Source organism: Glutamicibacter soli, assembly GCF_003309065.1.
Lineage (GTDB): Bacteria > Actinomycetota > Actinomycetes > Actinomycetales > Micrococcaceae > Glutamicibacter > Glutamicibacter soli.
On record NZ_POAF01000013.1, the window covers coordinates 1 to 24,914 of the forward strand.

Sequence of the window (24,914 nt, forward strand, 5' to 3'; positions counted from 1 at the left end):
TGTCGGGGTCCCCGGCGGAGCACTCGTCCCCGTCCTCGGCCCAGCCGGCCTTGCCGGCGCTGCCGTCGTCGGCGTTCGCGGGGTCGGAATCGAAGAGGGATCCCTGGCCCGGGCCGCCGTCCCCGAAGGCGGTTCCGGGCGGGTCCTCGCCGGTGGCGTCCAGCAGGATCTCCAGCAGCGCGTTCAACGCGCGTTCGGCGGCGACCAAATCCATGCGGGTCGCTTCGAAGCCGAGCTGCTGGGCGGTGGTCGCCAGTTCCAGGGCCAGGCGGGGATCGGTGGTATCGGAGAGGGTTTCGCGCAGGGCGGCGAAGGTGTCCAGCAGGCTGGTGCGCAAATCCCGCAGCTGGGTGCCCGATAGTTCGGGCAGGGCGGCACCGGGCGCGGGACGTACCTGGGTCAGTACGTGGTGCAGGCTGGTGAGGCCTTGGGCCAGTGCGGTGGTGTTCATGGCTCCAGTGAACGCCGACTGATCGTGCGGCGGTTGGGGGTGGGGTGCGGATTGTGGAGAAGTGCCGGAAAATTTTTTTGCGGGTTCCGGACATGCCACGCGGCACCATGGCGTGTGGGACACGGCACTGGACGCTGTCCGGCGCGGATGCGGCGGGTCGACGGAGCGGTCGAACATCGATAGAACACTCTGTGACCTGTAGATACCGTGTGCGGCGGAAGCGCCGGGAGGCGGGGGAGGAGCGGGCGATGTGGACAAGCTCCCATGCCTGTGCGCCCCATGAAAGCGTCGTACGTACTAGACTGGATGGCATGGTGGAACAGTCTGAAGAAACCCGCGGTGGCACGGCCACGATCGAACGCACCGAGACGACCCAGAGCGTCGAGGCCGGCGATCACGAGCGTTTTGCGCACTATGTGCAGAAGGACAAGATCATGGAGTCGGCGCTGTCCGGCGAGCCGGTGATCGCCCTGTGCGGCAAGGTCTGGACCCCTGGCCGCGACCCGAAGAAGTTCCCGGTATGCCCGGAGTGCAAGGAAATCTACGAATCCTTGATGGGGTAGTGCGGCGTTTCAAGCACGCACTTCCTACAACTTCTGCACGCGGCCGGGAAAAGGGTAAATGACGCAGGCACTTTTTGACTTTGGTGACAAGCTTCCTCTGGAAGACAAGCTACCGGTAGCGTATCCGGAGCGAGCGGCCTGGGGCACCGGGCCGAAGCTCCGCGCCTGGCAGGCCGAGGCGCTGGCCAAGTACTTCGAGGCGGAGCCCAAGGACTACATGGCCGTGGCGACCCCCGGAGCGGGCAAAACCACGTTCGCGCTGCGCTTGGCCAAGGTGCTGATCGACTCCGGCAAGATCAACCGAATGATCGTCGTCGCGCCTACCGACCACCTGAAGAAGCAGTGGGCGGACGCGGCGGCGCGCGTGGGCATCGCGCTGGATCCGAACTACAAGAATTCCGACGGGCGCCACGGCTCGCACTACATGGGCGTCGTCGTGACCTACGCCCAGGTGGCGCTCAAGCCCGCGGTGCACCGCGCGAAAACCGAGAACGCGCGCACCCTGGTGATCATGGACGAGGTCCACCACGCAGGCGACGCACTCAGCTGGGGCGATGGCATCCGCGAGGCCTTCGAGCCCGCCGCCCGGCGCCTGGCGCTGACCGGCACCCCGTTCCGTTCCGACGCGGCCCCGATTCCCTTTGTGCAGTACGTCGACGAGGGCGACGGCATCCGCCGCTCCAAGGCCGACTACACCTACGGCTACGGCAGCGCGCTGGCGGACCACGTCGTGCGCCCGGTGCTGTTCATGGCCTATTCGGGCAACATGCGCTGGCGCACCGCCGGCGGGGAGGAGATGGAGGCTAACCTCGGCGAGGGCTTCACCAAGGACGTCACCGCGCACGCCTGGCGCACCGCGCTTGACCCGCACGGCGACTGGATCCCCTCGGTGCTGCAGGCGGCCGACCGCCGCCTGTCCGAGGTGCGCCGCACCGTGAAGGACGCCGGTGGCCTGGTGATCGCCACCGACCACGAGGATGCGCGCGGCTACGCGGCCCAGCTGGAGGCGATCTGCGGGGAGAAGGTCACTACGATCCTCTCCGACGACCCGAAGGCCTCGGAAAAGATCGACGAATTCTCCGCGTCCGATTCGCGCTGGATGGTCGCTGTGCGCATGGTCTCCGAAGGCGTCGACGTGCCCCGGCTGTGCGTGGGCGTGTACGCCACCTCCACCTCCACCCCGCTGTTCTTCGCGCAGGCCGTGGGCCGCTTCGTGCGAAGCCGCAAGCGCGGCGAAGTCGCCAGCGTGTTCCTGCCCTCCGTGCCGGTGCTCATGGCGCTGGCCAACGAGATGGAGGTCGAGCGCGACCACGCGCTGGATCGCGAGGGCGACAAGGTCGAGGACGGCCTGGACGATGCGCTGCTGGAAGAAGCCAACAAGGAGGACAAGGCCAGCGACGAGCTGACGCGCAACAAGTTCGAGGCGCTGAACTCGCAAGCCTCCTTCGACCGCGTCTTGTTCGACGGCGGCGAGTTCGGCACCGGCGCCGACATCGGCAGCGACGAGGAGCTGGGCTTCTTGGGCATCCCCGGGCTGCTGGACACCGAGCAGGTCTCCGAGCTGTTGCGCGCGCAGCAGAACAAGCAGATCAGCCGCGGCGCCTCCAAGCCCGCCCCGGTCTCCGACCACCGCCGGATGATGGACCTGCGCACCAAGCTGTCCAAGAACGTGTCGGCCTGGTCCGCGCGCACCGGAACCCCGCACGCGCAGATCCACACCAAGCTGCGCACCGTGTGCGGCGGGCCGGCCGTGCCGCAGGCGACGGCCGAGCAGCTGCAGGCCCGGCTGGACAAGCTCTCCGACTGGTTCGTCGGCCGCAAATAAGCCGCCGGAACCGGGCGCACGCCGCCCGGCTTAAGTGGCATACTTCCTGCTATGACCAGCAGGAATCCCTCCATCGCCGTCCGGGTGCAGCGGCGCGACCGCTCCCGGGCGGCGTCCGCGTACCTGGGCATCGGACTCGGGCTGCTCAGCCTGCTCTCCGCGCTGCTGCGCCCGCTGCACTCGTGGCTGCACGGGCCGCTGGCGGTGCTGCCCGAATTCCTCATCCAGGTCTCCGCGATCTACGTGGTGTTCGGCTCCTTCGGCCTGTTCGTCCTCGCGCGCTACCTGCGCTCGGGCAACCGGGTGGCCTGGGCCGGATCGGTGCTGCTGCTGGCGTTGATCGCGGTGCTGCACGCGGGCAAGCGCGCTGACTGGCCGCTGGCGGCGCTCTGCGCGGCGGCCGCGCTCTGGCTGGGGCTGCAATACCGCGCCTTCCCGGTCTGGCCCGGGCGGCTGGCCTTGAAGCGCGCGCTGCTGGTGGCCGGGGCGGCGCTGGCGCTGGCGAGCCTGCTGGTCGGCGCGCTGGTGCTGCGCCTGGCCCTGGCCACCGACCAGGACCTGGGCTCCGGCGCCCGGCAGTTCGCCGCGGTGCTGGACGCCGAACTGCATGAACACCACCTGGCGCTGAGCTTCGCGCTGGTCGCCGCGGTGCTGCTGGGCCTGGCCGGGCTGCTGTGCTGGTACCAGTACACCGGCTCGCACACCGCCCCCGCCGATGCCGCCGCGCACCTGGCCGACCGCGAACGGGCACGGGAGATCGTCGCCCGCCACGGCGGCGGCACCCTTGACTATTTCGCGCTGCGCGACGACAAGCGCTGGTTCTTCCTGGGGCAGAGCGTGATCGCCTACGCGGTGCGCGGCTCGGTCTGCCTGGTCTCCCCGGATCCCATCGGGCCGGCCGCCGAGCGCGGGGAAACCTGGGCCGAATTCATGGTGTTCGCCGAGCAGCGCGGCTGGTCGGTCAGCGTGCTGGGAGCCGCGGAAAACTGGCTGGAGACCTACGAGCGCTCGGGCCTGCGCACGGTGTACCTGGGCGACGAGGCGATCGTGGACAGCGCAAGCTTCAGCTTGGCGGGCAAGAAATCCAAGTCGCTGCGCCAATCCCACGCCCGGCTGCTGCGCGCGGGCTACCGCGTCGAGCACGTGGACCCGCTGCGGCTGGATCCGGCGGTGCGCGCCCGGCTGGCCGACCTGGCCGGCGAGAGCCGGCGCGGGGAGGCTGAGCGCGGCTTCTCCATGACGCTCTCGCGCCTGTTCGACCCGGCGGACACCGGCCTGCTGCTGTCCATCGCCTACGACGGGGCCGGCACCCCGCAGGCGTTCATCCAGTGGGTGCCGGCCCCCGCGCTGCGCGGCTGGTCGCTGGATGTGATGCGGCGCAGCACCTCCGGGCAGCTGCCCGGCGGCCTGATGGACTTGTTGATCATCGAGATGCTCGGCAAGCTGGCGGGCGAGGGTGGCGGCGAGCTGGGGCTGAACTTCGCGGTGCTGCGCGAGGCGGTGGCCGGCGGGCAACAGGCAGCCGGCGGCTGGTTCGAACGCCTGGTCGCCAAGCAGGCTTCCAAGCACGCCCAGGTGGAGTCGCTGTACCGCTTCAATACGAAGTACGATCCGCGCTGGCAGCCACGCTACGCCGCGGTGGGCACCGTGGATTTGTGGCTCTCCCAGGGCCTGCGCATGGCCCAGGCCGAGGGGCTGGCCGAGCTGCCGGCGCTGCCCAGGCTGCGTCCGGAGCGTGCCTGATGCTGCCGGGGCTCACCGCGGCGCTGGCCGCCAGCATCGGCTACGGCACCGCCTCGGTGCTGGAAGCCGTGGCGGCGCGCCGGGTCGGCGGGGCGAAAGTCTACGCCCACCCGCTCTACCTCGCCGGGATCGGCCTGGACCTGTTGGCCTGGCTGTGCTCGCTGGTGGCCCTGCAGCATCTGACCCTGTTCACGGTGCAGGCGTTGCTGGCTGGATCGCTGGTGGTCACCATGCTGCTGGCGCGCTGGGTGTTCGCCAGCGAGCTGAGCCGCGCGCAGCTTCTCGCCATGGGCCTGCTGATCGCAGGGCTGGCGGTGCTCGCCCTGTCCACCGGAACCCAGCCAGCGCAGCCCGCCGCCCAGCCGCTGGTCTGGACGCTGGCCGGAGCGCTGCCGGTGCTCGCTGCGGCTCTGGCAGTGCTCTACCGCAAGCGGGCGCCGATGCCGACCGCGGTGCTCGCCGGGCTGGCCGCCTCCGGCGCTGCGCTGGGCGCCCGCGGGCTGGTGCTGGACGGCGGGGTGATCCAGCTGCTGCGCGAGCCGATGCTCTGGCTGGTGCTCGGCTTCGGGGTGGTGGCGATGGCCGGCTACACCCGGGCGCTGGAATTCGGCCACGTGGGACCGGCGACAGCGGTGTTCACCGTGATCGAGGTGGTGGTGCCGGGCATTGCAGGCATGCTGCTGCTGGGCGATGCGGCCCGCGAGGGCTGGGAGCTGGCCAAGTACGGCGCCATCGCGTTGAGCCTTGGATCCTGCCTGTGGCTGACCCTGGGCAGCCCGGGCGCAGGACTGCCGGCCGAGCCGGCGCTGAAGGCGGGCGGCTCCGAGAGGGAGCACGACGCAGCGGAGCACGGCGAAGGGAGCGCAGGAGAATGAACGAAATCCAAGACCCTGGCGGGGGCGCGGAACTGCGGCGTGCGAGGATCCGGGCGGCGGCGCTGGGCGCGGGCGCCGCGGCCTACTCGCTGGGCATCCTGGGGGAGGCGGTGCTTGGCTGGCCGCTGGATCCGCGCACCGCCATGCTCTCCGAGCTGGCGGCCCGGGACCGCTGGCATCGGGGGCTCTTCCAATGGACAGATATGGCCTCGGCCGGGTGCTACCTGGTGGCGGCCTGCGCCTCGCGGCCGGGGGACTCGGATCCGCCCGGGCTGCTGAGCGCGTCGCTGGCCGCCTTCGGGGCCGCGACCATCGGCGATGCGCTCAGCCCGCTGGACTACCCGGTGTCCTTCGACGATCCAGGATCCCCGCGGCGCGCCGAGCGCCCGGACGGTTCCGGAACCAGCGCCAGCCACGGGCGCCACTATGTAACCACGGCGCTGGCCTCGGCCGCTTCGATGGGGCTGGTGGCGAGCTACTGGCGGGAGTTCGGCCGGCAGCCAGGGGCCTCGGCGCGCCGCCGGCTGGCGGCTCCCGCGCTGCTGGGCCTGCTGGCGGCCAGCGCGGCGAGCCTGGTTTCCCCGAAGCTGCACCCGGGCACCGTGCAGCGCCTCTACACCCTGGGATTCAGCGCGCTGTGCGTGGACTTCGCCCGCCGGGACCTTGCCCGCAGCAATCCGGCCAGCAGCGACCCGGCCCACGCCGTCGCACCGCGCTAGGCGGTACCAGTCAGCGCAACGCAACAGGCCGCCGGAAAACCGGCGGCGGACTGCCGCAGGAGCGTGGAGGGAAAGCTAGCCCAGGGTCAGCACCGTGACCCCGGCGGCGCGCAGCTGGTCGTTCACCGCCGGCATGTTCTCCGGGGAAACCGCGGCGGTCAGTGGGGCGAGCACGGTGGTGGCGAAGCCCGCCGCGGCCGCGTCCAGGGCGGTGGCGCGCACACAGTGGTCGGCGGCCAGGCCCACCACGTCCACGGCGGTGATGCCGCGTTCGGTGAGCCAGTCGCCCAGCAGCGCACCGGACTCGTCGGCGGGGTCGGCGGCCGGGTCGAGCCGGCGCGCCTCGAAGCCCGAGTAGGCGGCGGCGAAGCGGCCCTTGGCGAAATGCGCGTCGACCTGGAGCCCGGCGATCTGCGGGTGCAGGGCCGCCCCGTCGCTCCCTGCCACGCAGTGCACCGGCCAGGAGTCGATGAAGTCCGGCTCCTGCGAGAAGTGCGCCCCGGGATCGATGTGCCAGTCCTGGGTGGTGGCGATCGCGGCGTAGCTTGCGCGGCGCGAGCGCACGTCCCCGGCGATGCCCGCGGCGACCAGGTTGCCCCCGGCCACGGCCAGCGCACCTCCTTCGCAGAAGTCCGGTTGCACGTCGATGATCAGCAGGGCGCGGTTCATGGCAGCCTCCTTGGGGCGTGGCGGTATAACGCTCGGGTGGATGGATCATAACGCCCGCCGCTGTGCGCGTGGTGGGCGTCGGGTGCGGGTTAGCTGCGCACCATGACGGTGGGGATGACCGGTTCGCCGCGCTGCAGCTTGCGGGCCTCGCCGGGCATTTCCTGGATCGAGGCGCGGTGCCGCGCGGCGGCCTTGGCCACGCCCTGCGCGCCGATGAACGAAGCATCGATCTCGCCGTTGACCACCAGCGGGACCATCAGGTCGCGCTCGGGTCCGCCGGTGGTGTACTCGGAGGTGGAGACGACCTCGGCGACGGCGCGGCCGCGCTCGTTCAGCTCACGCATCGCGTACTTGCGTCCGCCCACGCTGGCCTTGTTCGCGGCGGCCTTGGCCACCGGGATCCAGTCGCCGGCGTCGTTCTGCCGGGAGACCAGCTTGTAGACCATGGAGGCGGTCGGGTGGCCGGAACCGGTGACCAGGGCGGTGCCCACGCCGTAGGAGTCCACCGGGGCGCTGGCCAGCGCGGCGATGGCGTATTCGTCCAGGTCCGAGGTGACGGTGATCTTGGTGTTCCAGTTGCCCAGATCGTCCAGCAGGGCGCGCACCCAGCCGGCCTGCTGGACCAGGTCTCCAGAGTCCAGGCGCACGCCGCCCAGCTCGGGACCGGCCACCTCCACCGCGGTGCGCACGCCGGTTTCCACGTCGTAGGTGTCCACCAGCAGGATGGTGTCGCGGCCCAGCGAGGCGACCTGCGCTTCGAAAGCCGCGCGCTCGGTGTCGTGCAGCAGGGTGAAAGAGTGCGCGGAGGTGCCCACGGTCTTCAAGCCGTAGCGGGCCCCGGCCTCCAGATTGGAGGTGGAGTCGAAGCCGGCGATGATCGCGGCGCGGGCCGCGGCGACCGCGGATTCCTCGTGGGTGCGGCGCGAGCCCATCTCGATGCACGGGCGGTTCGCGGCGGAGGCGATCATGCGCGAGGCGGCGGAGGCGATGGCCGAGTCGTGGTTCATCACCGAGAGCAGGTAGGTCTCGATCACGCAGGCTTCGGCAAAGGTGGACTCGACCATGAGCAGCGGCGAGTTCGGGAAGTACAGCTCGCCCTCCGCGTAGCCGGTGATGGTGCCGGTGAAGGTGAAGTTCTCCAGGTACTTCAGGGTCTCGGCATTCACGACCTTGTTGTCCGAGAGGAACTTCAACTCGTCATCGCCGAAGTGGAAGTCGGCCAGTCCTTCGAGCAGGCGGCCGGTTCCGCCGACCACGCCGTAGCGCCGTCCCTCGGGCAGCCGGCGGGAGAAGGCTTCAAACACGCTCGGGCGGTGCGCCGCGCCGGAGGCCAGGGCGGCCTGCAGCATGGTCAGCTCGTAGTGGTCGGTGAAGAGGCTGGTGCGCATGAACGCTCCTGAATCGTGTGTGTGCTCTGGACTCTGCCGCCTCCCAGGAGGCGAACCAGCTTTTACTGTATAACGGCTGACCGCATTGCCGTGATTCGGGCCGGACGGCGCCGCGCTCAGGAAGCGGGCGTAAAATGGTTGGCATGACCGCAATGCCCGATGTACTTTCCTCCCCTGAAATCCGGGAATCCACCGAGAAGGCCTGGCGCCTGATCGTGTGGAACGACCCCGTCAACCTGATGAGCTACGTGTCCTACGTGTTCCGCTCGTACTTTGGTTTCAGCCCGGAAAAAGCCGAAAAGCTGATGCTCCAGGTGCATCACGACGGCTTCTGCACCGTGCGCAGCGGCGCGCGCGAGGCGATCGAGTCCGACGTGCACGCCATGCACGGTTTCGGACTGCAGGCCACCATGACCCAGGAGGCCTAGGCGTGGCGAAAGCCTTCAAGTACGGCTCGCGGGGCATCACCGGCTCGCTGCATTCGGCCGAGCGCAAGCTGCTGCGCGACCTCTTTTCCGACATCATCCACATGCTCGAAGAGCGCGCCGAGATGCACCGCCTGCCCGAGGACATCGATCCGCTGTACGCGCTGACCGGCATGCGCCCGGCGGACTTGAAGCTGCCGCCGATCAGCGACCCGGCGCTGGCCCGGCTGCTGCCCGACGCGAGCGATGACCCGCAGGTTGCCGAGGAGCACCGCCGGCTGACCGAATCGGATCTGATCGGTGAGAAGATCGGCCGGCTGCGCGAGGCGCAATTCCTGCTGGAAACCGACAAGATCGTGCTCGACCCGGCCGGGGCCCGGCGTTTCGCCCAGGCGCTGAACGACGTGCGCCTGGTGCTCTCCGAGCGGCTGGAAATCCGCAGCGAGGCGGACTCCGAGCGCATCTCGCAGATCAACGACGCTAAGGACGTGACCACCTCGGAGGAATACCTGGGCCTGGTCTACAACCTGGTTTCCTGGGTGCAGGACACCTTGATGCACGCGCTGATGAATGCGGAGTACTAGGACACGTGAACTCATTTTTCGCCACCGGACAGGTTTCCGCACCGGACGCCGACACCCCCATCGGCATCTTCGACTCGGGCGTGGGCGGGCTGACCGTCGCGCGCGCCATCATCGACCAGCTGCCGGGGGAGTCGCTGATCTACGTCGGGGACACCAAGAACTCTCCCTACGGCCCGCTGCCCATCGCCCAGGTGCGCGCGAACGCGCTGGGCGTGATGGACGAACTGGTGGACGCCGGGGTGAAGCTGCTGGTCATCGCCTGCAACTCGGCCTCCGCCGCGGTGCTGCGCGACGCCCGTGAACGCTACACCGCCCGCTACGGCATCCCCGTGGTCGAGGTCATCCAGCCGGCCGTGCGCCGCGCGGTGGCAGGCACCAAGAACGGCAAGATCGGCATCATCGGCACCCAGGCCACCGTGGGCTCGCGCGCCTACGAGGACGCCTTCGCCGCCGCCCCGAACCTGGAAGTGACCTCCGTGGCGTGCCCGCGGTTCGTGGAGTTCGTCGAATCCGGCATCACCGCCGGACCGGAGCTGCTGGGCATCGCCGAGGAGTACCTGGCCCCGCTGCAGGCCAAGGGCGTGGACACGCTGATCCTGGGCTGCACCCACTACCCGCTGCTCACCGGCGTGATCTCCTACGTGATGGGGGATTCGGTGACCCTGGTGTCCTCCGCGGAGGAGACCGCCAAGGACGCGTTCAGGGCGCTGACCAAGCATTCCCTGGTCCGCGAGGACGGGGCGACGGCGCGTCACGAATTCCTTGCGACGGGCAACGCTGATAGCTTTGGGATACTGGCACGCCGCTTCCTCGGCCCCGAGGTATTGCAGGTGCGCCATGTGGACCATGTGGCCGCCCACTATCCGACAGGAGCCATCGCGCGGATTACCCCGCAGATGATCGCCGCGTCGAAAGCGAGAACCGAATGAAGTTGACCATCATTGGATGCACCGGGTCGTTCCCGGGGCCGGGCTCTCCCGCGTCCTGCTACCTGGTGTCGGCCTTTGATGGCACGCGTGACTGGAAGATCCTGCTGGATCTGGGCTCCGGCGCGCTCGGCGTCCTGCAGCGCTACACCGATCTGAAGGACATCGACGGGATCATGATCTCGCACCTTCATCCGGATCACTGCATGGACTTGTGCGGCCTGCACGTGGCGATCCGCTGGGATCCCACCGGCTGGGGCCGCGAGAAGATGCTGGTGCACGGCCCGGCCGACACGGCCAACCGCATCGAGACCGCCTACGGGCTGCCCGAGGGCGACACCATGCACCAGGACTACAACTTCCAGGTCTGGGAGCCGCTGACGCCGGTGCACCTTGGACCGTTCACGATCACCCCGTACCCGGTGCGCCACCCGATCGAGGAGGCCTACGCCCTGCGCGTGGAGGCCCGCGAACCGACCCCCGAGGGCGAGATCATGACCAGCGTGCTTACCTACTCGGGAGACACCGACACCTGCCAGGGCCTGGTCGATGCAGCCCACAAGGCGGACATGTTCCTGTGCGAGGCAGCCTTCGAGGAAGGCCGCGACGACGCGATCGACGGCGTGCACCTGACTGGCAAGCGTGCCGGCGAAATGGCGACCGCCGCACAGGCCGAACGCATGCTGCTGACCCACATCCCGGTGTGGACCGACATCAACAAGGTGGTCGAAGAGGCTCGGGAAACCTACGACCGCGGCATCGCCGTGGCGGTTTCCGGTGTCACCTACGGCGTGTACTCGGGCAGCCTGAAGGACGGCAAGGATCCGGAGCTGTTCAAGGGCGACCGCGGCACCGACTACATCGTCTCGGAAACCGGTACACTGCCGGTGGTCAAGTACGAGAAGACCCGCAAGTTCCCGCTGCTCAAGCGCAAGAAGTAGCAGCGCGGCAACGCGCATCAGGCCCGGAACCGGTATCACCGGTTTCGGGCCTGATGAGTTAATGCGCAGGTGGTGAGCTTGATTACCAGTTAATGCCCCGGTGTTTCCTTGGTGCTAGCGTTAAATCAGCAGGGCAGGCAGGATTACCGCCGCCTTGCCGGTTTATTCACTGACCATGGACGCGAAACCTCATCGAGGACTTCCTGTGGCATCAACGTATTGGGAGAGATTTTCGTGTCCGCCACGCTTCGCCGGGTTGTTTACGTGGTCAGCTATGAGCTCATCGCCATAGTCGCGACCACCTTCGGCCTTTCGCTTCTCGGGTTTTCCGGATCGCATTCATCCACCGTCGCAGTCGTTTCCTCGGCGGTCGCGCTGATCTGGAACTACCTCTTCAACATGATGTTCGACGCGTGGGAGCAGCGGCAGGACAACACCCAGCGCACGCTGCGCCGCCGCATTGCCCACGCGCTGGGCTTCGAGGGCGGACTGGTGGTCATCCTGGTCCCCATCCTTGCGCTCATCCTCGGCGTCACGATTCTTGAGGCGCTGATGCTGGAAGCAGGCCTGCTGGTCTTCTTCCTGATCTACACCTTCGTTTTTGCCTGGGTCTTCGACAAGATCGTCCCGCGCGCCAAGCAGAAGGCAGCCGCGCCGTCCACGGAGCACTGCGCGAGCATGTAGCCGCTGGCTGGCGGCCAAGGCAATCGGCCATCCGGGACTTCCCAGAAGGGAGGTTCCGGATGGCCGACTGCTTTAACCAGATGGTGCCTGACCGGATCTCCTAGAACAGATCGCCCAGGGGAACTGACGGATCGGCGAGCTTGGCCGGATCAACGCCCTTCCGGGACAGGATCAGCGCCTTGAAGTCGTCCATGACATCCCAGATGTTCACGTTCATGCAGGCGAGCACCTGGTTCTGGGCATTGACCCAGAACGCCATGAATTCGCGCACCGACGGATCCCCGCGCACGATGATGCGGTCGTAGGACCCGTTGGGTGCGTGCCCGATGTATTCCATACCCAGGTCGTACTGGTCGCTGAAGAAGTAGGGCAGCTCCGTGTATTCGGTGCGTGTGCCGGTGATGCTCGCCGCCACGGCGGCCGGCTGGTTCAGCGCCGTGGCCCAGTGCTCCACGCGCACCCGGCGTTCGAGGGCCGGATGGTTGTGGTTCGCGATGTCGCCCACCGCGTAGATGTCCGGATTGCTGCTCTGCAGCGCGGAATCCACCAGCACGCCGTTCTTGGTTTTCAGCCCGGCGGCCTGCGCCAGCTCGATCTGCGGGGCGACGCCGATGCCGATGACCACCGCATCGGCCGGCACCACCTCGCCGTCGGCCAGCAGGACCCCGGCGGCCCTGCCGTTCTGGGTGGCGACCTCGGTGATCTTCACGCTGCAGCGCAGGTTGACCCCGTGGTCGGTGTGCAGCTTGGCGAAGTGCGGGGAGATCTCCGGGCCGAGCACCGCCAGCAGCGGCTGCGCGGCTCCCTCCAGGATGGTCACCTCGGTTCCTGCCCGTTGCGCTGCGGCGGCGACCTCGAGTCCGATCCAGCCGCCGCCGATGAGCACCAGCCGCCGGCCGGGCCCGAAGTGCTCGCGGATCGCGGTGGAGTCCTCGACGGTGCGCAGGTAGTAGACGTTCTGAGCGTCGGTGCCGGGCAGCGGCAGGCGGCGCGGGGCGGAACCGGTGGCGAGGATCAGGGTGTCCCAGTCCACTGTGTCCCCGGCCGAGGTCCGCAGCTTCTTGTCCACCGGGTCGAGCGCCACGACGCTGGTTGCCTGCCGGACGTTGACGTGGTTGACCGCGTACCACTGCTTGGGGTGCACCAGCGCCTGGTCGAACTCAGACTTGCCCTGCAGGTAGTCCTTGGAAAACGGCGGGCGCTCGTAGGGCAGGTGGTCCTCGCCGGCGAAGATCGTGACCGGCCCCGTGTAGCCCTGCAGCCGCAGGTGCTCTGCGCTCTTTGCCGCGGCCAACCCGCCGCCGACGATCACCAGATGTCCATCGGTGCTCATTGGATGTTCCTTTCACTAGGCGTACAGCCCGGGCAAAGCGCTGTCGAGCCGGAATCTCAGTTGTTCATCAGGCCGGAGAAGGACAGGAATTCCTGGCGTGCGCCGGCGTTGTCCCGCAGGTGCCCGAGCAGGGCGGAGGTCACCGTGCTGGTGCCCGGGATGTTGGCCCCGCGCAGGCTCATGCACGAATGCTCGGCTGAAATCACCACTCCGACCGCCCGCGGGCTCAGCACCTTGCGCAGCCAATCGGCGAACTGCTGGGTCAGCCGTTCCTGGGTCCGCGGACGGCAGGCGAAGTGCTCGACGATGCGCGCCAGCTTCGACAGGCCCACGCTGCGCTCGCCGGGCAGGTAGCCCACGCCGGCCCGCCCGGTGAAGGGGAGCAGGTGGTGCCCGCACACCGGGCGAACCGGATTATCGCGCAGCACCACCAGCTCGTCGTAGTGCTCCTCGTTGGGGAATGTCGTGAAGGTGAAGTCGCGCGGGGTCAGCATCTGCGCCCAGGCTTGCGCCATGCGGGCGGGGGTGCGCTGCAGATGCACCGCGCCCAGGTCCATGCCCAGTGCACGCAGGAATTCGCCGGCGGCGTGTTCGGCGCCCGCGAGGTCCATTTCCCCGGCCTGCTGAGGAGACAGCACCCGGGCGGGCAGGCCGGGAGCCTGCCCGCCGAGTTCCTCCACCTCGGCCAAGGCCTCGCCGAGTTGGTCGAGTGGATTCATGAGGTCCGTGCCTTCCGCTGGCGCGCACCGAAGGGCGGATCGAATTCCGCGGCGAGGCGGGAGAGCGCCAGCGCCGCGACGAGCAGCCCGACATCGCGCAGGGCGACATCCAGCACGCCGCCGAGCAGCAACAGGTTCACGATGATGCCAAGCAGCCAGAGGGCAACGATGTAGCTGGCATAGCGCGGCTTGATCGCGATCGCGATGCCTGCGATGATCTCCACCGCCCCGACCAGGTACATCGCCGTGGCCGCCGAGAACGGCAGCAGCGAGAGAACCCACGGGGCCAGGTAGTCCGGCCAGTAGGTCATGACGTTGAAGAACTTGTCCACGCCCATCAGCAGCGGCAGGAGGACAAAACCGATACGCAAGATCCAGAATGCACCGAACGACGGATCACTGAAGATCCGTGTACCAAAAGTTGCCGGGGCCAGGGACGCAGGGAGACGCCCGCTGTAGGCAGCATTCATGATCACCACCCTCTAAAACTAATGTATGTGCATCTTAGAATTCTCCGCTTAACCCTATTTGTCAAGATCTATTGTTGATAGAATTCGGTCATGTCGAAGATGCAGAAACCCACGTCCCAGCAAATGCTCAAAACGCTGACGGATCCGGTGCGCCGCCGCCTCTTCGACTACGTCCTTTCCCGCAGCGAGCCGGTTAGCCGGGACGAGGCGGCGGCCGCGGCCGGGATCAGCCGCACGCTGGCCGCCTACCACCTGGACAACCTGAGCGAGGCCGGGCTGCTCGCGACCACCTATGCCCGGCTGCAGGGGAAAACCGGGCCCGGCGCCGGCCGTCCGGCCAAGCTCTACGAGCCTGCGCAGCAGGAGATCTCGCTGACCGTGCCGCCGCGCAACTACCGGCTGCTCGGAAGCCTGCTGGCCACCGCTGCCGCGAGCGATAGCAGCGGCGTCGTGATGGGTGCGCTGCTGGCCGCCGCGCGCAGCGAGGGGATCGAGCTGGGGGAGTCGGGCGAGGACTTGATGCAGCTGCTGCGCGAGCTGGGCTACGAGCCGGTGCAGGAGGAGAACGGCGGCATCACCATGGCCAACTGCCCCTTCCACCTGGTGGCCCAGCACCAGACCCAGATGGTCTGCTCGATGAACCAGGAGCTGATCTCCGGGGTGCTCGCCGGATGCCGCTGCGATGCGCGGCGCGCCGAGCTCAGCCCCGCCGAGGGGCGCTGCTGTGTGGTGATCCACCCCGAAGCGTAGGCCCGATGTGCGCGGCGGAGCCCGGCCAGTGGATAGGATGGAAGCATGACTTTACGTGCCGACGGCCGAGGCGCCGCGCAACTTCGAGACATTACCATCACCCGCGGCTGGTCCGCCCAGGCCGAAGGCTCGGCCCTGATTGAATTCGGCAACACCCGCGTGCTGTGCACCGCCTCCTTCACCCAAGGGGTGCCGCGCTGGCTCAAGGGCGAGGGCACCGGCTGGGTCACCGCCGAATACGCCATGCTGCCGCGCGCCACCAACACCCGCAACTCCCGCGAATCCGTCAAGGGCAAGCTCTCCGGGCGCACCCATGAGATCTCCCGCCTCATCGGCCGCTCGCTGCGCGCCGTGGTGGACACCAAGCAGCTGGGTGAGAACACCATCGTGCTGGACTGCGACGTTCTGCAGGCCGACGGTGGTACCCGCACCGCCGCCATCACCGGTGCCTACGTGGCGCTGGCCGAAGCCATCGAGTGGGCGCGCGCCCAGGGCATCCTCAAGTCCGGTGCCACGGTGCTGACCGACTCGGTGGCAGCGATCTCGGTGGGCATCATCGACGGCACCCCGATGCTTGATCTGCCCTACGAGGAGGATGTGCGCGCGGAGACCGACATGAACGTCGTGGTCACCGGCTCCGGCGACTTCGTCGAGGTGCAGGGCACCGCCGAGGGCGCGCCGTTCAAGCGCGCCGAGCTGGACGCGCTGCTGGACCTCGCCCTGGGCGGCACCAACGAGCTCGCGCAGATCCAGCGGGAGACCCTGCGGGCCGCCCAGTGAGCGCGCCCGTGCTGGTCCTGGCCTCGCACAACGCCGGCAAGCTGCGCGAACTGCGCGAGCTGCTGCGCGGCAAGGTGCCGGGGCTGGACGTCGACACCCAAGTGATCGACGCGGCCGCCGCCGGGGCCAGCGACCCGGTCGAGGACCAGGTCACCTTCGCCGGCAACGCGCTGAAGAAGGCCCGCGAGGTCGCCGCCTCCAGCGGGCTGATCGCGCTGGCCGACGACTCCGGGCTGAGCGTCGACGTGCTGGGCGGCGCCCCGGGCATCTTCTCCGCCCGCTGGTCGGGCGTGCACGGCGACGACGAGGCGAACATCGACCTGCTGCTCGCTCAGCTGGGGGATATCGGCGCAGAGCACCGCGCCGCGCAGTTCGTCTGCGCCGCCGCGCTGGCCACCCCGGCCGGTGCCGAGCACGTGGAACTGGGCACCTCGGCCGGAGTGCTGCGCACCCAGCGCGCCGGATCCCACGGCTTCGGCTACGACCCGATCTTCGAACCCGAGGGCTCCGGCAAGACCATGGCCGAGCACACCCCCGAGGAGAAGAACGCCATCTCGCACCGCGCCCGCGCGTTCGCCGCGCTGCTGCCGGTGATCATCGACGAGGTGACCAGGGCGCTCGCCGCCCGCTAGCAGCCGGCCGCAACATCACAATCCGGCATCCTTCCGCCTCGCAGTGGCGGGATGCCGGATTTTTTCCTGCCCCTGGATGGTTCAGGACTGGCCGGAGTCGGGGTCCGCCGTGTTTTACGTCGCCTCGTCCTGCCGGGAACCGCGCTGCGGAGCCTGCCCCGGAACCAGACCCGGCGCCTGGCCCGCGCCCGAGCCGGTGTCCTTGGTGAAGTAGGCGCTGATCGCTTCCGCCTCCGATGCCACCGTATCCGCGTCGACCAGGTCGTCTGCCTGGCTGGTGAGCAGCGCGCTCCAGGTGTCCAGGATCTGCTGCGCCGCCCCCGAATCGTAGAGCTTCGCGGTCAGTTCGGTTTTCGCCTGTTCGACCTTGGCACTGAAGTCCGTGTTGGCCAGGAACCGGGTGACCAGCGGATTGTCGTTCGCTGCGCGCGGGCGCCCTGCCTGGAGATCGCCCTGCCCGTCGCCCTGCGCCCCGGGGTCGGCAGATCCGCCTGCGTCCTGCTGCCCGGGGCCCTGCCCGTCCTGCGGTGACAGGCCGGCGGGCATCTCGCCCTTGGCCAGCTGCTGCAGCACCTGCAGCAAGGTGGTGTCCCCGGTGAGCTTCATGCCTTCGGGCAGGGCCGCGCCCTCGGGCAAGATTCCCTGCGTGATCTGCGCCGTCGCCGCCTGCACATCCGCGCCGGCGGGAAGGAAGCGTTCGAGCATCGCGTCGGTCCCCGGGCCGCTCCCGACTGGGCCGTCGGCGTCGCCGCGAGCACCGCCCATGCCACCCATGCCGCCGAAGGACAGGTTCTGGTCCCACGCGACCACGGTCATCGTGCCGCTGGAGGTGTCGTAGCGCAGGAACGAGTTGTTGCCCGGCCCGTCGATGTCATCGGAATTCGCGACCAGGTCCTGCATCGCAAGATAGGTCGCGAACTGGTCGACGTCCAGGTGCTCGGCCAGCTGCGCGGCGAAGTCCGCGTCGGAGGAGTTGTTCACGAAGTCTAGGAACTCGGCGATCGGCGTCAGGTCCTCGGCCCCTGACTCCACGCTGAAGGCGCTGTCGTAGTCGCTGCCGCTGGCGCCTCGGTAGGAGTAGTCGCCGCTGGAATCGGCCTTGTAGGTGATGCCTTCGCCGGTGAACACCGCCGCGCTGTACAACTCATCGGAGGGATTGTCGATGACCAGTCGGAGCTGGGCCGCGGAGCCGTTCAGCGTGAACCGGGTGGCCGCCGCCTGCTCGGTGGCCAGCCCCGCCTCGCCGAGCAACGCCAGCGCCACTGCCTCGTTCAGCGAGGTCTGCGAGGTGTTGGTGCGCACCACGAACTGCGTGCGGCCCGCGTAGCTCTGGCCGTCGACGAATTTGTCCAGCCGGATCTGCCAGGGCAGGTCCTGCGGGTCCGAACCGGTGTCCGCCTGGCGCAGCGTGGAATTGCCCTTCAGCCGCAGGCCGGCGTTCAGGAATACGGTGCCGTCGATGGTGACGGTTGCGCTGATCCATTCCTTGGACTGCTCCGACTCATAGGCCTCCAGCGCTGCGGCCACGTCCTGCTCGTCGGCCTCGACGTTGATCTCGTGCACCGAGTCGCTGTTGAAGAAGCTCGCGGTCTCGGCGCTGACCTGGGTGTTGACGATGCCGTCGGAGGCCTGGGCGCCGGGGACCGGGCTGCATCCGGCCAGCGCCATGGCGGCGATGGACAGCGTCGCGGCCATGGTCATCAGGTTGCGGGCGCCGCGCCGGGGACCGTCGGGGGCGGAATGCGTGAATTTGTCGCGGGGATACATGTTCCGTGCTCCTAGTCCTGGAGGGAAAACTCGGTGGTGATCTTGTATTTGGTGCTCTGGTGCCAGCGGTTCGCCGGGAGCCCTGCGTGCAGCAGGCCCATTCCGGTGGCGAACTTGGAGATGCGCGAGGGGCGCACCCCGTGGCGCCACAGCAGCCGGTCGACCTCCCCGGCATTCAGCGCCGACTTGGTCTCCAGCACCACCTCGTTGCAGCGCAGCAGGCCGCGCCCGAGCGGATCGGCCCAGCGCAGCTGCTCGTCGATCGTGACGCGGCTGCCGGATTCGGCCCGGTAGAGCGTGGTGCGCCGGTAGGAGGACTCGATGACCGGTGCGAGCAGTTCCACGTCGATTCGGCAGTCGCCCAGTTCGTGCTCCAGCGTCTGCCGGACGTAGTCGCGGGCTTCGGCGTCCAAATTGCTGCGTTCAGCCGGGTTGTGTTCGATGCGCTCCTTGACCGTCTGCTCCCGTGCGCCTTCGGTCTTGACTTCCAGGAAACAGGCTCCGGTGTCCAGATAGCTTCGGGTGCGGACCTTGAAGCGCCGCCGCCGCGGGTGGGCCGCGAGGTGGAAGCTGGCCAATTCGGGGGTGTCGAAGTAGACCGACGAGTACCTGAAACTGCGCAGCTGGTCGATCTGCAGCACCTGGGCCCCGGCGGCCAGCACCGGGAGCAGCTGACCTGCTTGCGCTGCGGTGAGGATGTACTTGCGGTCGACACGGGTTTGCAGGGCCGCGTTGTCGTTGAGCTCCTCCAAGGTGATGGAGGGAAGCTGATGGACCCAATCCGTGACGATTTCCCGGTTCATCGCGACTCCTGGGAGATGACTTCGTGGTTTTCGGCGGTCAGTGCGGTGCCGGCCGGCTTCGTGCGCGGCAGCGGCGGAACGGGTCTGGCCGAAGCAGGGCCGCCAAGCCCGCTGGACGGCGCGGCGGCGGAGAAGCGGACCTTGACGATCGTTTTGTCATTGACCAGGTCCACCTGCTGCACCGTGCACTGGTGGATCCGGGCACCGGGAAGCACCGAGGACAGATAGGCGTGCAGCTCCTCGTCGCCGCCCACGGCCCGGTCCAGGACGATTTCCTGGTGTCGGTAGCGGGGCAGCACCTTGGAGCCGTCGGCGGCGAACATGACCAGCAGGATCAGCGTGATCAGCGCGATCGGCAGCCACAGCGGATCCGGGGCCATGCCCGCAATCAGGCCGATGGCCAGGGCACAGAAGTAGTAGGCGATCTCATGCTGCTCAAGCTCGGTGGAACGCAGGCGGATGATCGACAGAACGCCGAACAGGCCGAGTCCCATGCCGATGCCGACGGAACTGCCGGATAGGGCCGCGGCCACGGCGAAAACGCCGATGTTGATGCCGAAGTAGGACACCACCAGATCGCGTCGTCGATGCCGGGGCAGGTAGAGGCCGATGGCCAGCACCGCGATGGCTACCAGGTCCACGGCGGCGAAAAGCAGGATATTCATGGGGTTTCTTCCTTGGATGGGACGTTGGGGAGGGGCGCTTTCAGCTTTGTACCAGTGACTGTGTGCTTTCTTTGGCTGCCTCCTGAAACACCTAAGGCGCAGGTCAGATTCGGGTCAACGGGCTTCCGGCGGAGCTCTTTGCTGTGAATGGAATCGCTGGATTTTTGCGGGAATCCGGGCGTTGGACGACTTTGCTTGAGCAAGCAGTTTAAGAATTCTTAGAATCCATTCGCCCCGAGGTATTGCGTCACCATTGCCAAGGTCCTATGGTTAGTTACATGAGTAACGAACCCACTAAGTGAGGTGTGGGATCGGGCGTGGAGAGGAGCAAAGATGATCGATGATTCCAAGCCGATCTTCATGCAGATTTCCGAACTGATCGAAAACGACATCATTTCCGGAACCCTGCCCGAAGAGTCGCAGGTTCCATCCACCAACGAGTTCGCCGCCTTCTACCGGATCAACCCGGCAACCGCCGCCAAGGGCATCAACAGGCTGGTGGAAGAGGGGCTTTTGTACAAGAAAAGGGGCATCGGAATGTTCGTCGCCCAGGGCGCGCCGGCCAAGCTGCGCAGCAGCCGCCGGGAACACTTCGCCAAACAGTTCGTCACCCCCTTGACCGCCGAAGCGGCCAAGCTCGGGATCGAAATGGATGAACTGATTGCCATGATCAAATCAACCTCGGCCGGTTAACACCGCCGGACTTAGAAGCACAGGCAGGAATGAGCCATGAGTGAAACACCAGCCATCACCACCCGGGACCTGGCCAAGACCTACAAGGATGTCAGGGCGCTGGATGGGGTCAGCCTCAATCTCGCGCCGAACCGGATCTACGGGCTGCTCGGACGCAACGGAGCGGGCAAAACCACGTTGATGTCCATCCTCACCGGGCAGAACTTCGCGGACCGGGGCACGGCTGAAATTTTCGGGCACACACCCTTTGAGCATGACCCCACCTTGGCGCGGCTGTGCTTCATCCGCGAATCGCAGAAGTACCCTGACGATTTCAAGGTCCGACAGGCATTCAGCGCCGCGGCTATCTTCTTCGAGAACTGGAACGAGCAGCTCGCCCAGGACCTGGTGAAGGCCTTCAACCTTCCGCTCAATCGGCGGATCAAGAAACTCTCGCGCGGCCAGCTTTCCGCGGTGGGCGTGATCATCGGGATGGCCTCGCGTGCCGAGATCACCTTTTTCGACGAGCCCTACCTGGGACTGGACGCCGTGGCCCGGCAGATCTTCTACGACCGCCTGGTCGAGGACTTCGCGCAGCACCCGCGCACCATCGTGCTCTCCAGCCACCTGATCGACGAGGTCGCCAACCTGCTGGAGCACGTGATCGTGATCGACCAGGGCAGGATCATCATCGATTCCGAGGCCGAGGATCTGCAGGGCGCGGCCGTCACCGTCACCGGCAGCGCCCAGAAGGTCGAGGAATTCATCGCCGGCTACCCGGTCATCCACCGCGATGCACTGGGCTCGCTGGCCAGTATTTCCATCCGCGCCCGGCTCACCGCCGAACAGCGCGCACGGGCGCAGATCCTGGGGCTGGAACTCAGCCCCGTATCGCTGCAGCAGCTGGTGGTCCGCAGCACGCTGAGCTCCCAATCGGACCGGGAACAGACTACCGAGAGGCAGGCCATCAAATGAGCCGCATCATGAAAGTCGCACGCATGCAACTGATCAACAAGTGGACGTTCATCGGCATCCCCCTGATCGTGCTGGCCGGATCGTTCCTGTTCACCTTGGCCGTCTGGTACCTGGTACGCCGCGGCGGAGGCGAAGGAACCCTCTACGGCGGAGGTGCCCAGGCGCCCATGTGGTACTTCCTGGCCCTCGGCATCCAGGCCCTGACGCTCACCTTCCCGTTCGCGATGGCCATGAGCGTCTCGCGGCGCAGCTTCTACCTGGGAACTCTCGCGCTGTTCGGCGGCTGCGCCATGGTGCTGGCAGTCTTCTACTACCTGATGGGCCTGCTGGAGGAGGCCACCGGTGGCTGGGGAGTGGACGGCCGGTTCTTCGCCCTGCAGTGGATCGCCGAGAACAACTGGCTGACGCAGATCCTGTTCTACTTCATGCTCACGGTGCTGCTGTTCATGGTCGGCTTCTACGCCGCGACGCTGTACATGCGCTGGCGGACCACCGGAGTGCTGGTCTTCACCATCGGACTGGGGCTTGCCCTGCTGGGAACGGTTGCGCTGATCACGCTGACCGAAAGCTGGCCCGAGGTCGGCCGCTGGCTGGCAGGCTGGACCGCGGCGGGGGTCACGGCACTCGGCGCAGGACTGGCCGTCCTGCTGGCGGGATCGTCCTACCTGACCCTGCGCAAGGCCACCATCTAGGGCACGGGAGACGAAGTCCTGGAGATACGGCGGACCGGGAAGCCTGTGCGGAATGCGGCAGGACCCCGGTCCGCCGTTGCCATGCCCGCTCGTCGTGCGGCCATGTGAGACGCCTTGCGGGGTGGATGCGGAAACCAGAAAGTAGTCGCGGTCCGGCAGGCCGTCCGAATACCGATGAAAACACTGGTCACCACGAAGATGCGGGGATCTGGAGCGGCACCTTGGCAACTCGGCCCGCAACCCGCCCGCCCACGAGAAGGTGCCGCCGGGAGCGCGCCCCACCGGGCCTGCGTCACAGCCAGGAGCTGCAAAGCAGAGTAAACTGTGTGGCGTGGCTTTGGACTTCACTGCAGTAGATTTTGAGACAGCAAACGGTTTTATCGGCTCGGCCTGCTCGGTCGGCCTGGTCAAGGTACGCTCCGGGCGCATCGTTGAAACCGAGCAATGGCTCATGAAGCCGCCGGCAGGGTTCGACCATTTCGACCCGCGCAACGTCTCCATCCACCACATCACCGCAGACATGGTCGCCGACGCTCCGCGCGTGGATACGAAGCTGCCTGACCTGCTGGACTTCGTCGGCTCCGACGTGCTCGTGGCGCACAATTCCGCCTTCGACTCCGGGGTGATCCGCGCGGCTTCCGAGGCCAGCGAGCGCCCGGTGCCGCAGATCGCGCACCTGTGCACCGTCAAGCTCTCCCGCAAGGCCTACGACCTGCCCAGCTACTCGCTGCCGTTCGTGGCCGAAGAAGCCGGCCATCCCATCGAGAACCACCACGAGGCGCTCGCCGACTCCGTGGCCTGCGCCTGGGCGATGATCGACATGGCCGAGCGCAGTGGCACCAGCTCGGTGCTGCAGACCGCCGACCACTACCGCGTGGGGCTTGGCCTGACCCAGGCCTGGAACCCGGGCGACGCGCTTTCCCGTGCCACCCGCGACGCGCAGGGCTGGCTTGCCTCCGGCAACCCGCTGCCCCCGCAGGGTGAGTTCGGCAACTGGCCGCAGGAAGGCCCCAACCCGCAGCCGAACCTGGATTCGGATCCCAGCCACCCGCTCTACGGCCAGGTCATCGTGTTCACCGGCAACCTGAGCCTGCCGCGGCCCAAGGCCAAGGAAATGGCGGCCGAGCACGGCGCCCAGTCGGCATCCCGCGTCACCCGCGCCACCACCGCACTGGTGGTCGGCGACGGCTTCGTCCCGCAGGATCTGGCCACCGGCCGGCTGACCAACAAGGCCAAACACGTGCTGCGCCTGCGCGAAAAGGGCCAGCGCGTGTCCATCATCTCCGAGGGCGAATTCCTGCAGATGGTCGGCGGTTTCGGGCTGACCGCCTAGGTGCCAGTTCACTGGGAATACCGCTGGTGTTCACCTCCGGCACGCCGCGCAGCTGATAGGTTTGCACTGAACTAGCCGCCGAACGAAGCACTGTGCATGATCGATTTTCTTTCCGAACCGCCGGCAGGTTTTGTCCTGTCGCTGGCGGGACTGCTTTTCGCCGCCTGCCTGGCCATCTTCCTGGCCCGGCGCACCCGCATGGCCCGTTGCGGCGCCTGCATCGCCGGGGCCGCGGTCCTGCTGACCGGCGCTGCAGCGCTGGCCATGCTGTGTCCGCTCTCCTTCCAGGGGGCCGCCTGCGGCATGCCCGCCGGGGCACTGGATCTGGGCGCCGCGGCCGGCGAATGCGGGATCGTCGCCAAAACCGTGTTCGACACCGCGCTGTGGCTGGGCCTGGCCGGAGCCGCCGCAGCGTTCCTCAGCTTCGCCCCGGGACTGCGCACCACGCAGCCGGGAAGCGCCGACCCGCACGGCACGCACGCATAGCAGGCCACCTAAAACAGAACGCCGCACACCCCGAAGGGTGCGCGGCGTTTTTTATCCGGGCTTGGTGCGGGCTAGACGAGCAGCGCCATCCAGCGGTCGTGCAGCTCGGAGATGATGTCATCCAGCGCGCTGGCTGGGCGTTCGCCCACCGCATCCGAGCCGTGGATGGCCGACAGCAGGGCCACCGCGTAGGCGTCGACCTCCGGATCGCGGACCACCTCGGCCTGGGAGGAAGCTGCCGGCATGGCGGCGATGTCCGAGTCCTCCTCGGCCTGCTCCTGCTCGTCCTCGGCGAAGTAGGCGTTGTAGGCGTCGACCGGCGACTGGCCGAGCCCCTCGCCGACGCGGGACACGATCTCGCGCAGCGCCTGCGCGGCGGTGCCTTGAAGCGGCTCCAGCAGCTGCTGCCACTCGGCGGCGGCGTCCTCGCCGCGTTCCATGGCGGAGCGGATGATCTTCGCGGCGGCGATGCAGGTCTCGGCGGCCTGGGCGTCGTGGGTGAGGTACGCGGCAGCGCGGGCCAGGGTCGCGGTGGTGCTCACCGGCACGCGCCCGAGCAGCGCGGCGATCGCGGCGCGCGGCAGCACGCCGGTGGAGTCGGCGCCGGGACCTGTCGGGCGCCCGGGCTGGCCCATGTCCTTGGAGTCCAGGCCGGCAAGGTTCAGCGGGTCGCCGGGGTGGATCGTCTCGAAGATCTCCACGCGGGAGAATTCCTCGTCGATCCAGCGGTTCAGCGGCTGCGGGGCGTTGTCCGGGAAGGACCCGGCCAGCTTGTTGTAGCCGCGCAGCGCGGCGAGCCACATGCAGGCGGCTTCGTCGCTGGCCACCCCGTCGTTGGCCCATTCGAGGGCTTCGAGCAGGCCGTCGGCCAGGTAGAGCGGGAGGATTTCGGTGGCACCGGGATCGATGTCGTCGCGGGCGTGGGTTGCGCCGTCGGCCAAGCCGAGCAGGATGGCGAACACCTTGTCTGAGTAGTTCTCTGGCAGGAGTGCAATTTCACCGGTTTCATTCACATCTCCCAGTCTAATGTCCTTTGTGTCGGTG

Annotated in this window: 27 protein-coding genes and 1 pseudogene; 18 read left to right on the plus strand and 10 right to left on the minus strand. The window is 67.8% G+C overall.

Going from position 1 to position 24,914, the window contains the following annotated elements; all coding sequences use genetic code 11:
* Positions 1-451, minus strand: a 451-nt coding sequence (locus tag C1H84_RS17280; RefSeq protein WP_220124926.1) for a hypothetical protein, incomplete at its 3' end; no start/stop codon positions are given.
* Between the two features lie 311 nt (positions 452-762).
* Between C1H84_RS17280 and C1H84_RS17285 the strand changes: the two genes are divergently transcribed.
* From C1H84_RS17285 to C1H84_RS17305, 5 genes are read left to right on the plus strand one after another with little or no spacing between them, the layout of a single operon-like run.
* Positions 763-1,014, plus strand: a complete 252-nt coding sequence (locus C1H84_RS17285; RefSeq protein WP_047118761.1) for a DUF3039 domain-containing protein — start codon at positions 763-765, stop codon at positions 1,012-1,014.
* A gap of 58 nt (positions 1,015-1,072) precedes the next feature.
* A complete protein-coding gene (locus C1H84_RS17290) occupies positions 1,073-2,839 on the plus strand; it encodes a DEAD/DEAH box helicase (RefSeq protein WP_047118762.1) in 1,767 nt (588 codons plus the stop codon).
* Between the two features lie 51 nt (positions 2,840-2,890).
* Complete coding sequence (locus tag C1H84_RS17295) at positions 2,891-4,582, plus strand: bifunctional lysylphosphatidylglycerol flippase/synthetase MprF (RefSeq protein WP_146956198.1); 1,692 nt, start codon at positions 2,891-2,893, stop codon at positions 4,580-4,582.
* Positions 4,582-5,457, plus strand: coding sequence for a hypothetical protein (locus C1H84_RS17300; RefSeq protein ID WP_113608128.1), 876 nt, complete (start codon positions 4,582-4,584; stop codon positions 5,455-5,457). The genes C1H84_RS17295 and C1H84_RS17300 overlap by 1 nt, the downstream gene beginning before the upstream one ends.
* On the plus strand, positions 5,454-6,176 hold the full coding sequence (locus tag C1H84_RS17305) for a DUF998 domain-containing protein (protein WP_113608129.1): 723 nt from the start codon (positions 5,454-5,456) through the stop codon (positions 6,174-6,176). The genes C1H84_RS17300 and C1H84_RS17305 overlap by 4 nt, the downstream gene beginning before the upstream one ends.
* Before the next feature lie 75 nt (positions 6,177-6,251).
* Here C1H84_RS17305 and C1H84_RS17310 read toward each other — a convergent pair whose 3' ends face one another.
* Positions 6,252-6,845 (minus strand): isochorismatase family protein, encoded by a 594-nt coding sequence (locus C1H84_RS17310; protein WP_047118764.1) that lies wholly within the window; start codon positions 6,843-6,845, stop codon positions 6,252-6,254.
* An 89-nt stretch (positions 6,846-6,934) separates the two neighbouring features.
* Positions 6,935-8,233 carry a nicotinate phosphoribosyltransferase gene (locus tag C1H84_RS17315; RefSeq protein WP_113608130.1) on the minus strand — a complete coding sequence of 433 codons (1,299 nt, stop codon included), beginning with the start codon at positions 8,231-8,233 and terminating at the stop codon, positions 6,935-6,937.
* A gap of 143 nt (positions 8,234-8,376) precedes the next feature.
* Here C1H84_RS17315 and clpS point away from each other — a divergent pair, with 143 nt between their 5' ends.
* The 5 genes and pseudogenes from clpS to C1H84_RS17340 all read left to right on the plus strand — a co-directional run bounded on the left by clpS (position 8,377) and on the right by C1H84_RS17340 (position 11,793).
* A complete protein-coding gene (gene clpS, locus C1H84_RS17320; protein WP_113608148.1) occupies positions 8,377-8,661 on the plus strand; it encodes an ATP-dependent Clp protease adapter ClpS in 285 nt (94 codons plus the stop codon).
* A 2-nt stretch (positions 8,662-8,663) separates the two neighbouring features.
* Positions 8,664-9,242, plus strand: coding sequence for a DUF2017 domain-containing protein (locus tag C1H84_RS17325; protein ID WP_113608131.1), 579 nt, complete (start codon positions 8,664-8,666; stop codon positions 9,240-9,242).
* A 5-nt stretch (positions 9,243-9,247) separates the two neighbouring features.
* Positions 9,248-10,171, plus strand: coding sequence for a glutamate racemase (murI, locus tag C1H84_RS17330; protein ID WP_053797803.1), 924 nt, complete (start codon positions 9,248-9,250; stop codon positions 10,169-10,171).
* Positions 10,168-10,962 (plus strand): annotated as a pseudogene (locus C1H84_RS17335) (MBL fold metallo-hydrolase); the annotation flags it as partial. The gene murI and the pseudogene C1H84_RS17335, both read left to right, overlap by 4 nt.
* A 381-nt stretch (positions 10,963-11,343) precedes the next feature.
* On the plus strand, positions 11,344-11,793 hold the full coding sequence (locus tag C1H84_RS17340; protein ID WP_113608149.1) for a PACE efflux transporter: 450 nt from the start codon (positions 11,344-11,346) through the stop codon (positions 11,791-11,793).
* Positions 11,794-11,893: 100 nt separating this feature from the next.
* Here C1H84_RS17340 and C1H84_RS17345 read toward each other — a convergent pair whose 3' ends face one another.
* From C1H84_RS17345 to C1H84_RS17355, 3 genes are read right to left on the minus strand one after another with little or no spacing between them, the layout of a single operon-like run.
* The gene (locus C1H84_RS17345; protein ID WP_113608132.1) at positions 11,894-13,126 is read right to left on the minus strand and encodes an NAD(P)/FAD-dependent oxidoreductase; all 1,233 of its coding nucleotides are present in this window, start codon (positions 13,124-13,126) and stop codon (positions 11,894-11,896) included.
* A gap of 56 nt (positions 13,127-13,182) precedes the next feature.
* Positions 13,183-13,845, minus strand: coding sequence for a GTP cyclohydrolase I (gene folE / locus C1H84_RS17350; RefSeq protein WP_113608133.1), 663 nt, complete (start codon positions 13,843-13,845; stop codon positions 13,183-13,185).
* A complete protein-coding gene (locus C1H84_RS17355; RefSeq protein WP_244910940.1) occupies positions 13,842-14,315 on the minus strand; it encodes a hypothetical protein in 474 nt (157 codons plus the stop codon). The genes folE and C1H84_RS17355 overlap by 4 nt, the downstream gene beginning before the upstream one ends.
* Positions 14,316-14,405: 90 nt before the next feature.
* On the opposite strand from C1H84_RS17355, the gene C1H84_RS17360 reads away from it, so the two are divergent.
* Genes C1H84_RS17360 through rdgB form a run of 3 tightly spaced genes read left to right on the plus strand, consistent with a single transcriptional unit; the run spans position 14,406 to position 16,477 of the window.
* Positions 14,406-15,065, plus strand: coding sequence for a helix-turn-helix transcriptional regulator (locus C1H84_RS17360; RefSeq protein ID WP_113608134.1), 660 nt, complete (start codon positions 14,406-14,408; stop codon positions 15,063-15,065).
* A 45-nt stretch (positions 15,066-15,110) separates the two neighbouring features.
* The gene (gene rph / locus C1H84_RS17365; RefSeq protein ID WP_113608135.1) at positions 15,111-15,845 is read left to right on the plus strand and encodes a ribonuclease PH; all 735 of its coding nucleotides are present in this window, start codon (positions 15,111-15,113) and stop codon (positions 15,843-15,845) included.
* The gene (gene rdgB, locus C1H84_RS17370) at positions 15,842-16,477 is read left to right on the plus strand and encodes an RdgB/HAM1 family non-canonical purine NTP pyrophosphatase (RefSeq protein ID WP_113608136.1); all 636 of its coding nucleotides are present in this window, start codon (positions 15,842-15,844) and stop codon (positions 16,475-16,477) included. Before rph ends, rdgB begins: the two co-directional genes overlap by 4 nt.
* A gap of 114 nt (positions 16,478-16,591) precedes the next feature.
* On the opposite strand, the gene C1H84_RS17375 is transcribed toward rdgB, so the two are convergent.
* Genes C1H84_RS17375 through C1H84_RS17385 form a run of 3 tightly spaced genes read right to left on the minus strand, consistent with a single transcriptional unit; the run spans position 16,592 to position 19,712 of the window.
* A complete protein-coding gene (locus C1H84_RS17375; protein WP_113608137.1) occupies positions 16,592-18,244 on the minus strand; it encodes a CotH kinase family protein in 1,653 nt (550 codons plus the stop codon).
* Between the two features lie 11 nt (positions 18,245-18,255).
* Positions 18,256-19,047: a polyphosphate polymerase domain-containing protein gene (locus C1H84_RS17380; RefSeq protein ID WP_113608138.1), complete on the minus strand. Its 792-nt coding sequence runs from the start codon at positions 19,045-19,047 to the stop codon at positions 18,256-18,258.
* Complete coding sequence (locus tag C1H84_RS17385) at positions 19,044-19,712, minus strand: DUF4956 domain-containing protein (protein ID WP_113608139.1); 669 nt, start codon at positions 19,710-19,712, stop codon at positions 19,044-19,046. Before C1H84_RS17385 ends, C1H84_RS17380 begins: the two co-directional genes overlap by 4 nt.
* A gap of 333 nt (positions 19,713-20,045) precedes the next feature.
* Between C1H84_RS17385 and C1H84_RS17390 the strand changes: the two genes are divergently transcribed.
* The 5 genes from C1H84_RS17390 (at position 20,046) to C1H84_RS17410 (ending at position 23,870) form a co-directional block, all read left to right on the plus strand.
* Positions 20,046-20,405: a GntR family transcriptional regulator gene (locus C1H84_RS17390; RefSeq protein ID WP_047118773.1), complete on the plus strand. Its 360-nt coding sequence runs from the start codon at positions 20,046-20,048 to the stop codon at positions 20,403-20,405.
* A gap of 36 nt (positions 20,406-20,441) precedes the next feature.
* On the plus strand, positions 20,442-21,359 hold the full coding sequence (locus C1H84_RS17395; protein WP_113608140.1) for an ABC transporter ATP-binding protein: 918 nt from the start codon (positions 20,442-20,444) through the stop codon (positions 21,357-21,359).
* A gap of 8 nt (positions 21,360-21,367) precedes the next feature.
* Positions 21,368-22,051 carry a hypothetical protein gene (locus C1H84_RS17400; RefSeq protein WP_231735970.1) on the plus strand — a complete coding sequence of 228 codons (684 nt, stop codon included), beginning with the start codon at positions 21,368-21,370 and terminating at the stop codon, positions 22,049-22,051.
* A gap of 331 nt (positions 22,052-22,382) precedes the next feature.
* Entirely contained in the window at positions 22,383-23,384 is a 1,002-nt protein-coding gene (locus C1H84_RS17405) for a 3'-5' exonuclease (RefSeq protein ID WP_047118776.1), read from the plus strand.
* A 96-nt stretch (positions 23,385-23,480) separates the two neighbouring features.
* Positions 23,481-23,870 carry a hypothetical protein gene (locus C1H84_RS17410; RefSeq protein ID WP_053797806.1) on the plus strand — a complete coding sequence of 130 codons (390 nt, stop codon included), beginning with the start codon at positions 23,481-23,483 and terminating at the stop codon, positions 23,868-23,870.
* 71 nt (positions 23,871-23,941) lie between these two features.
* On the opposite strand, the gene C1H84_RS17415 is transcribed toward C1H84_RS17410, so the two are convergent.
* A complete protein-coding gene (locus tag C1H84_RS17415; RefSeq protein WP_052772310.1) occupies positions 23,942-24,883 on the minus strand; it encodes an ADP-ribosylglycohydrolase family protein in 942 nt (313 codons plus the stop codon).
* Positions 24,884-24,914: the final 31 nt, after the last annotated feature.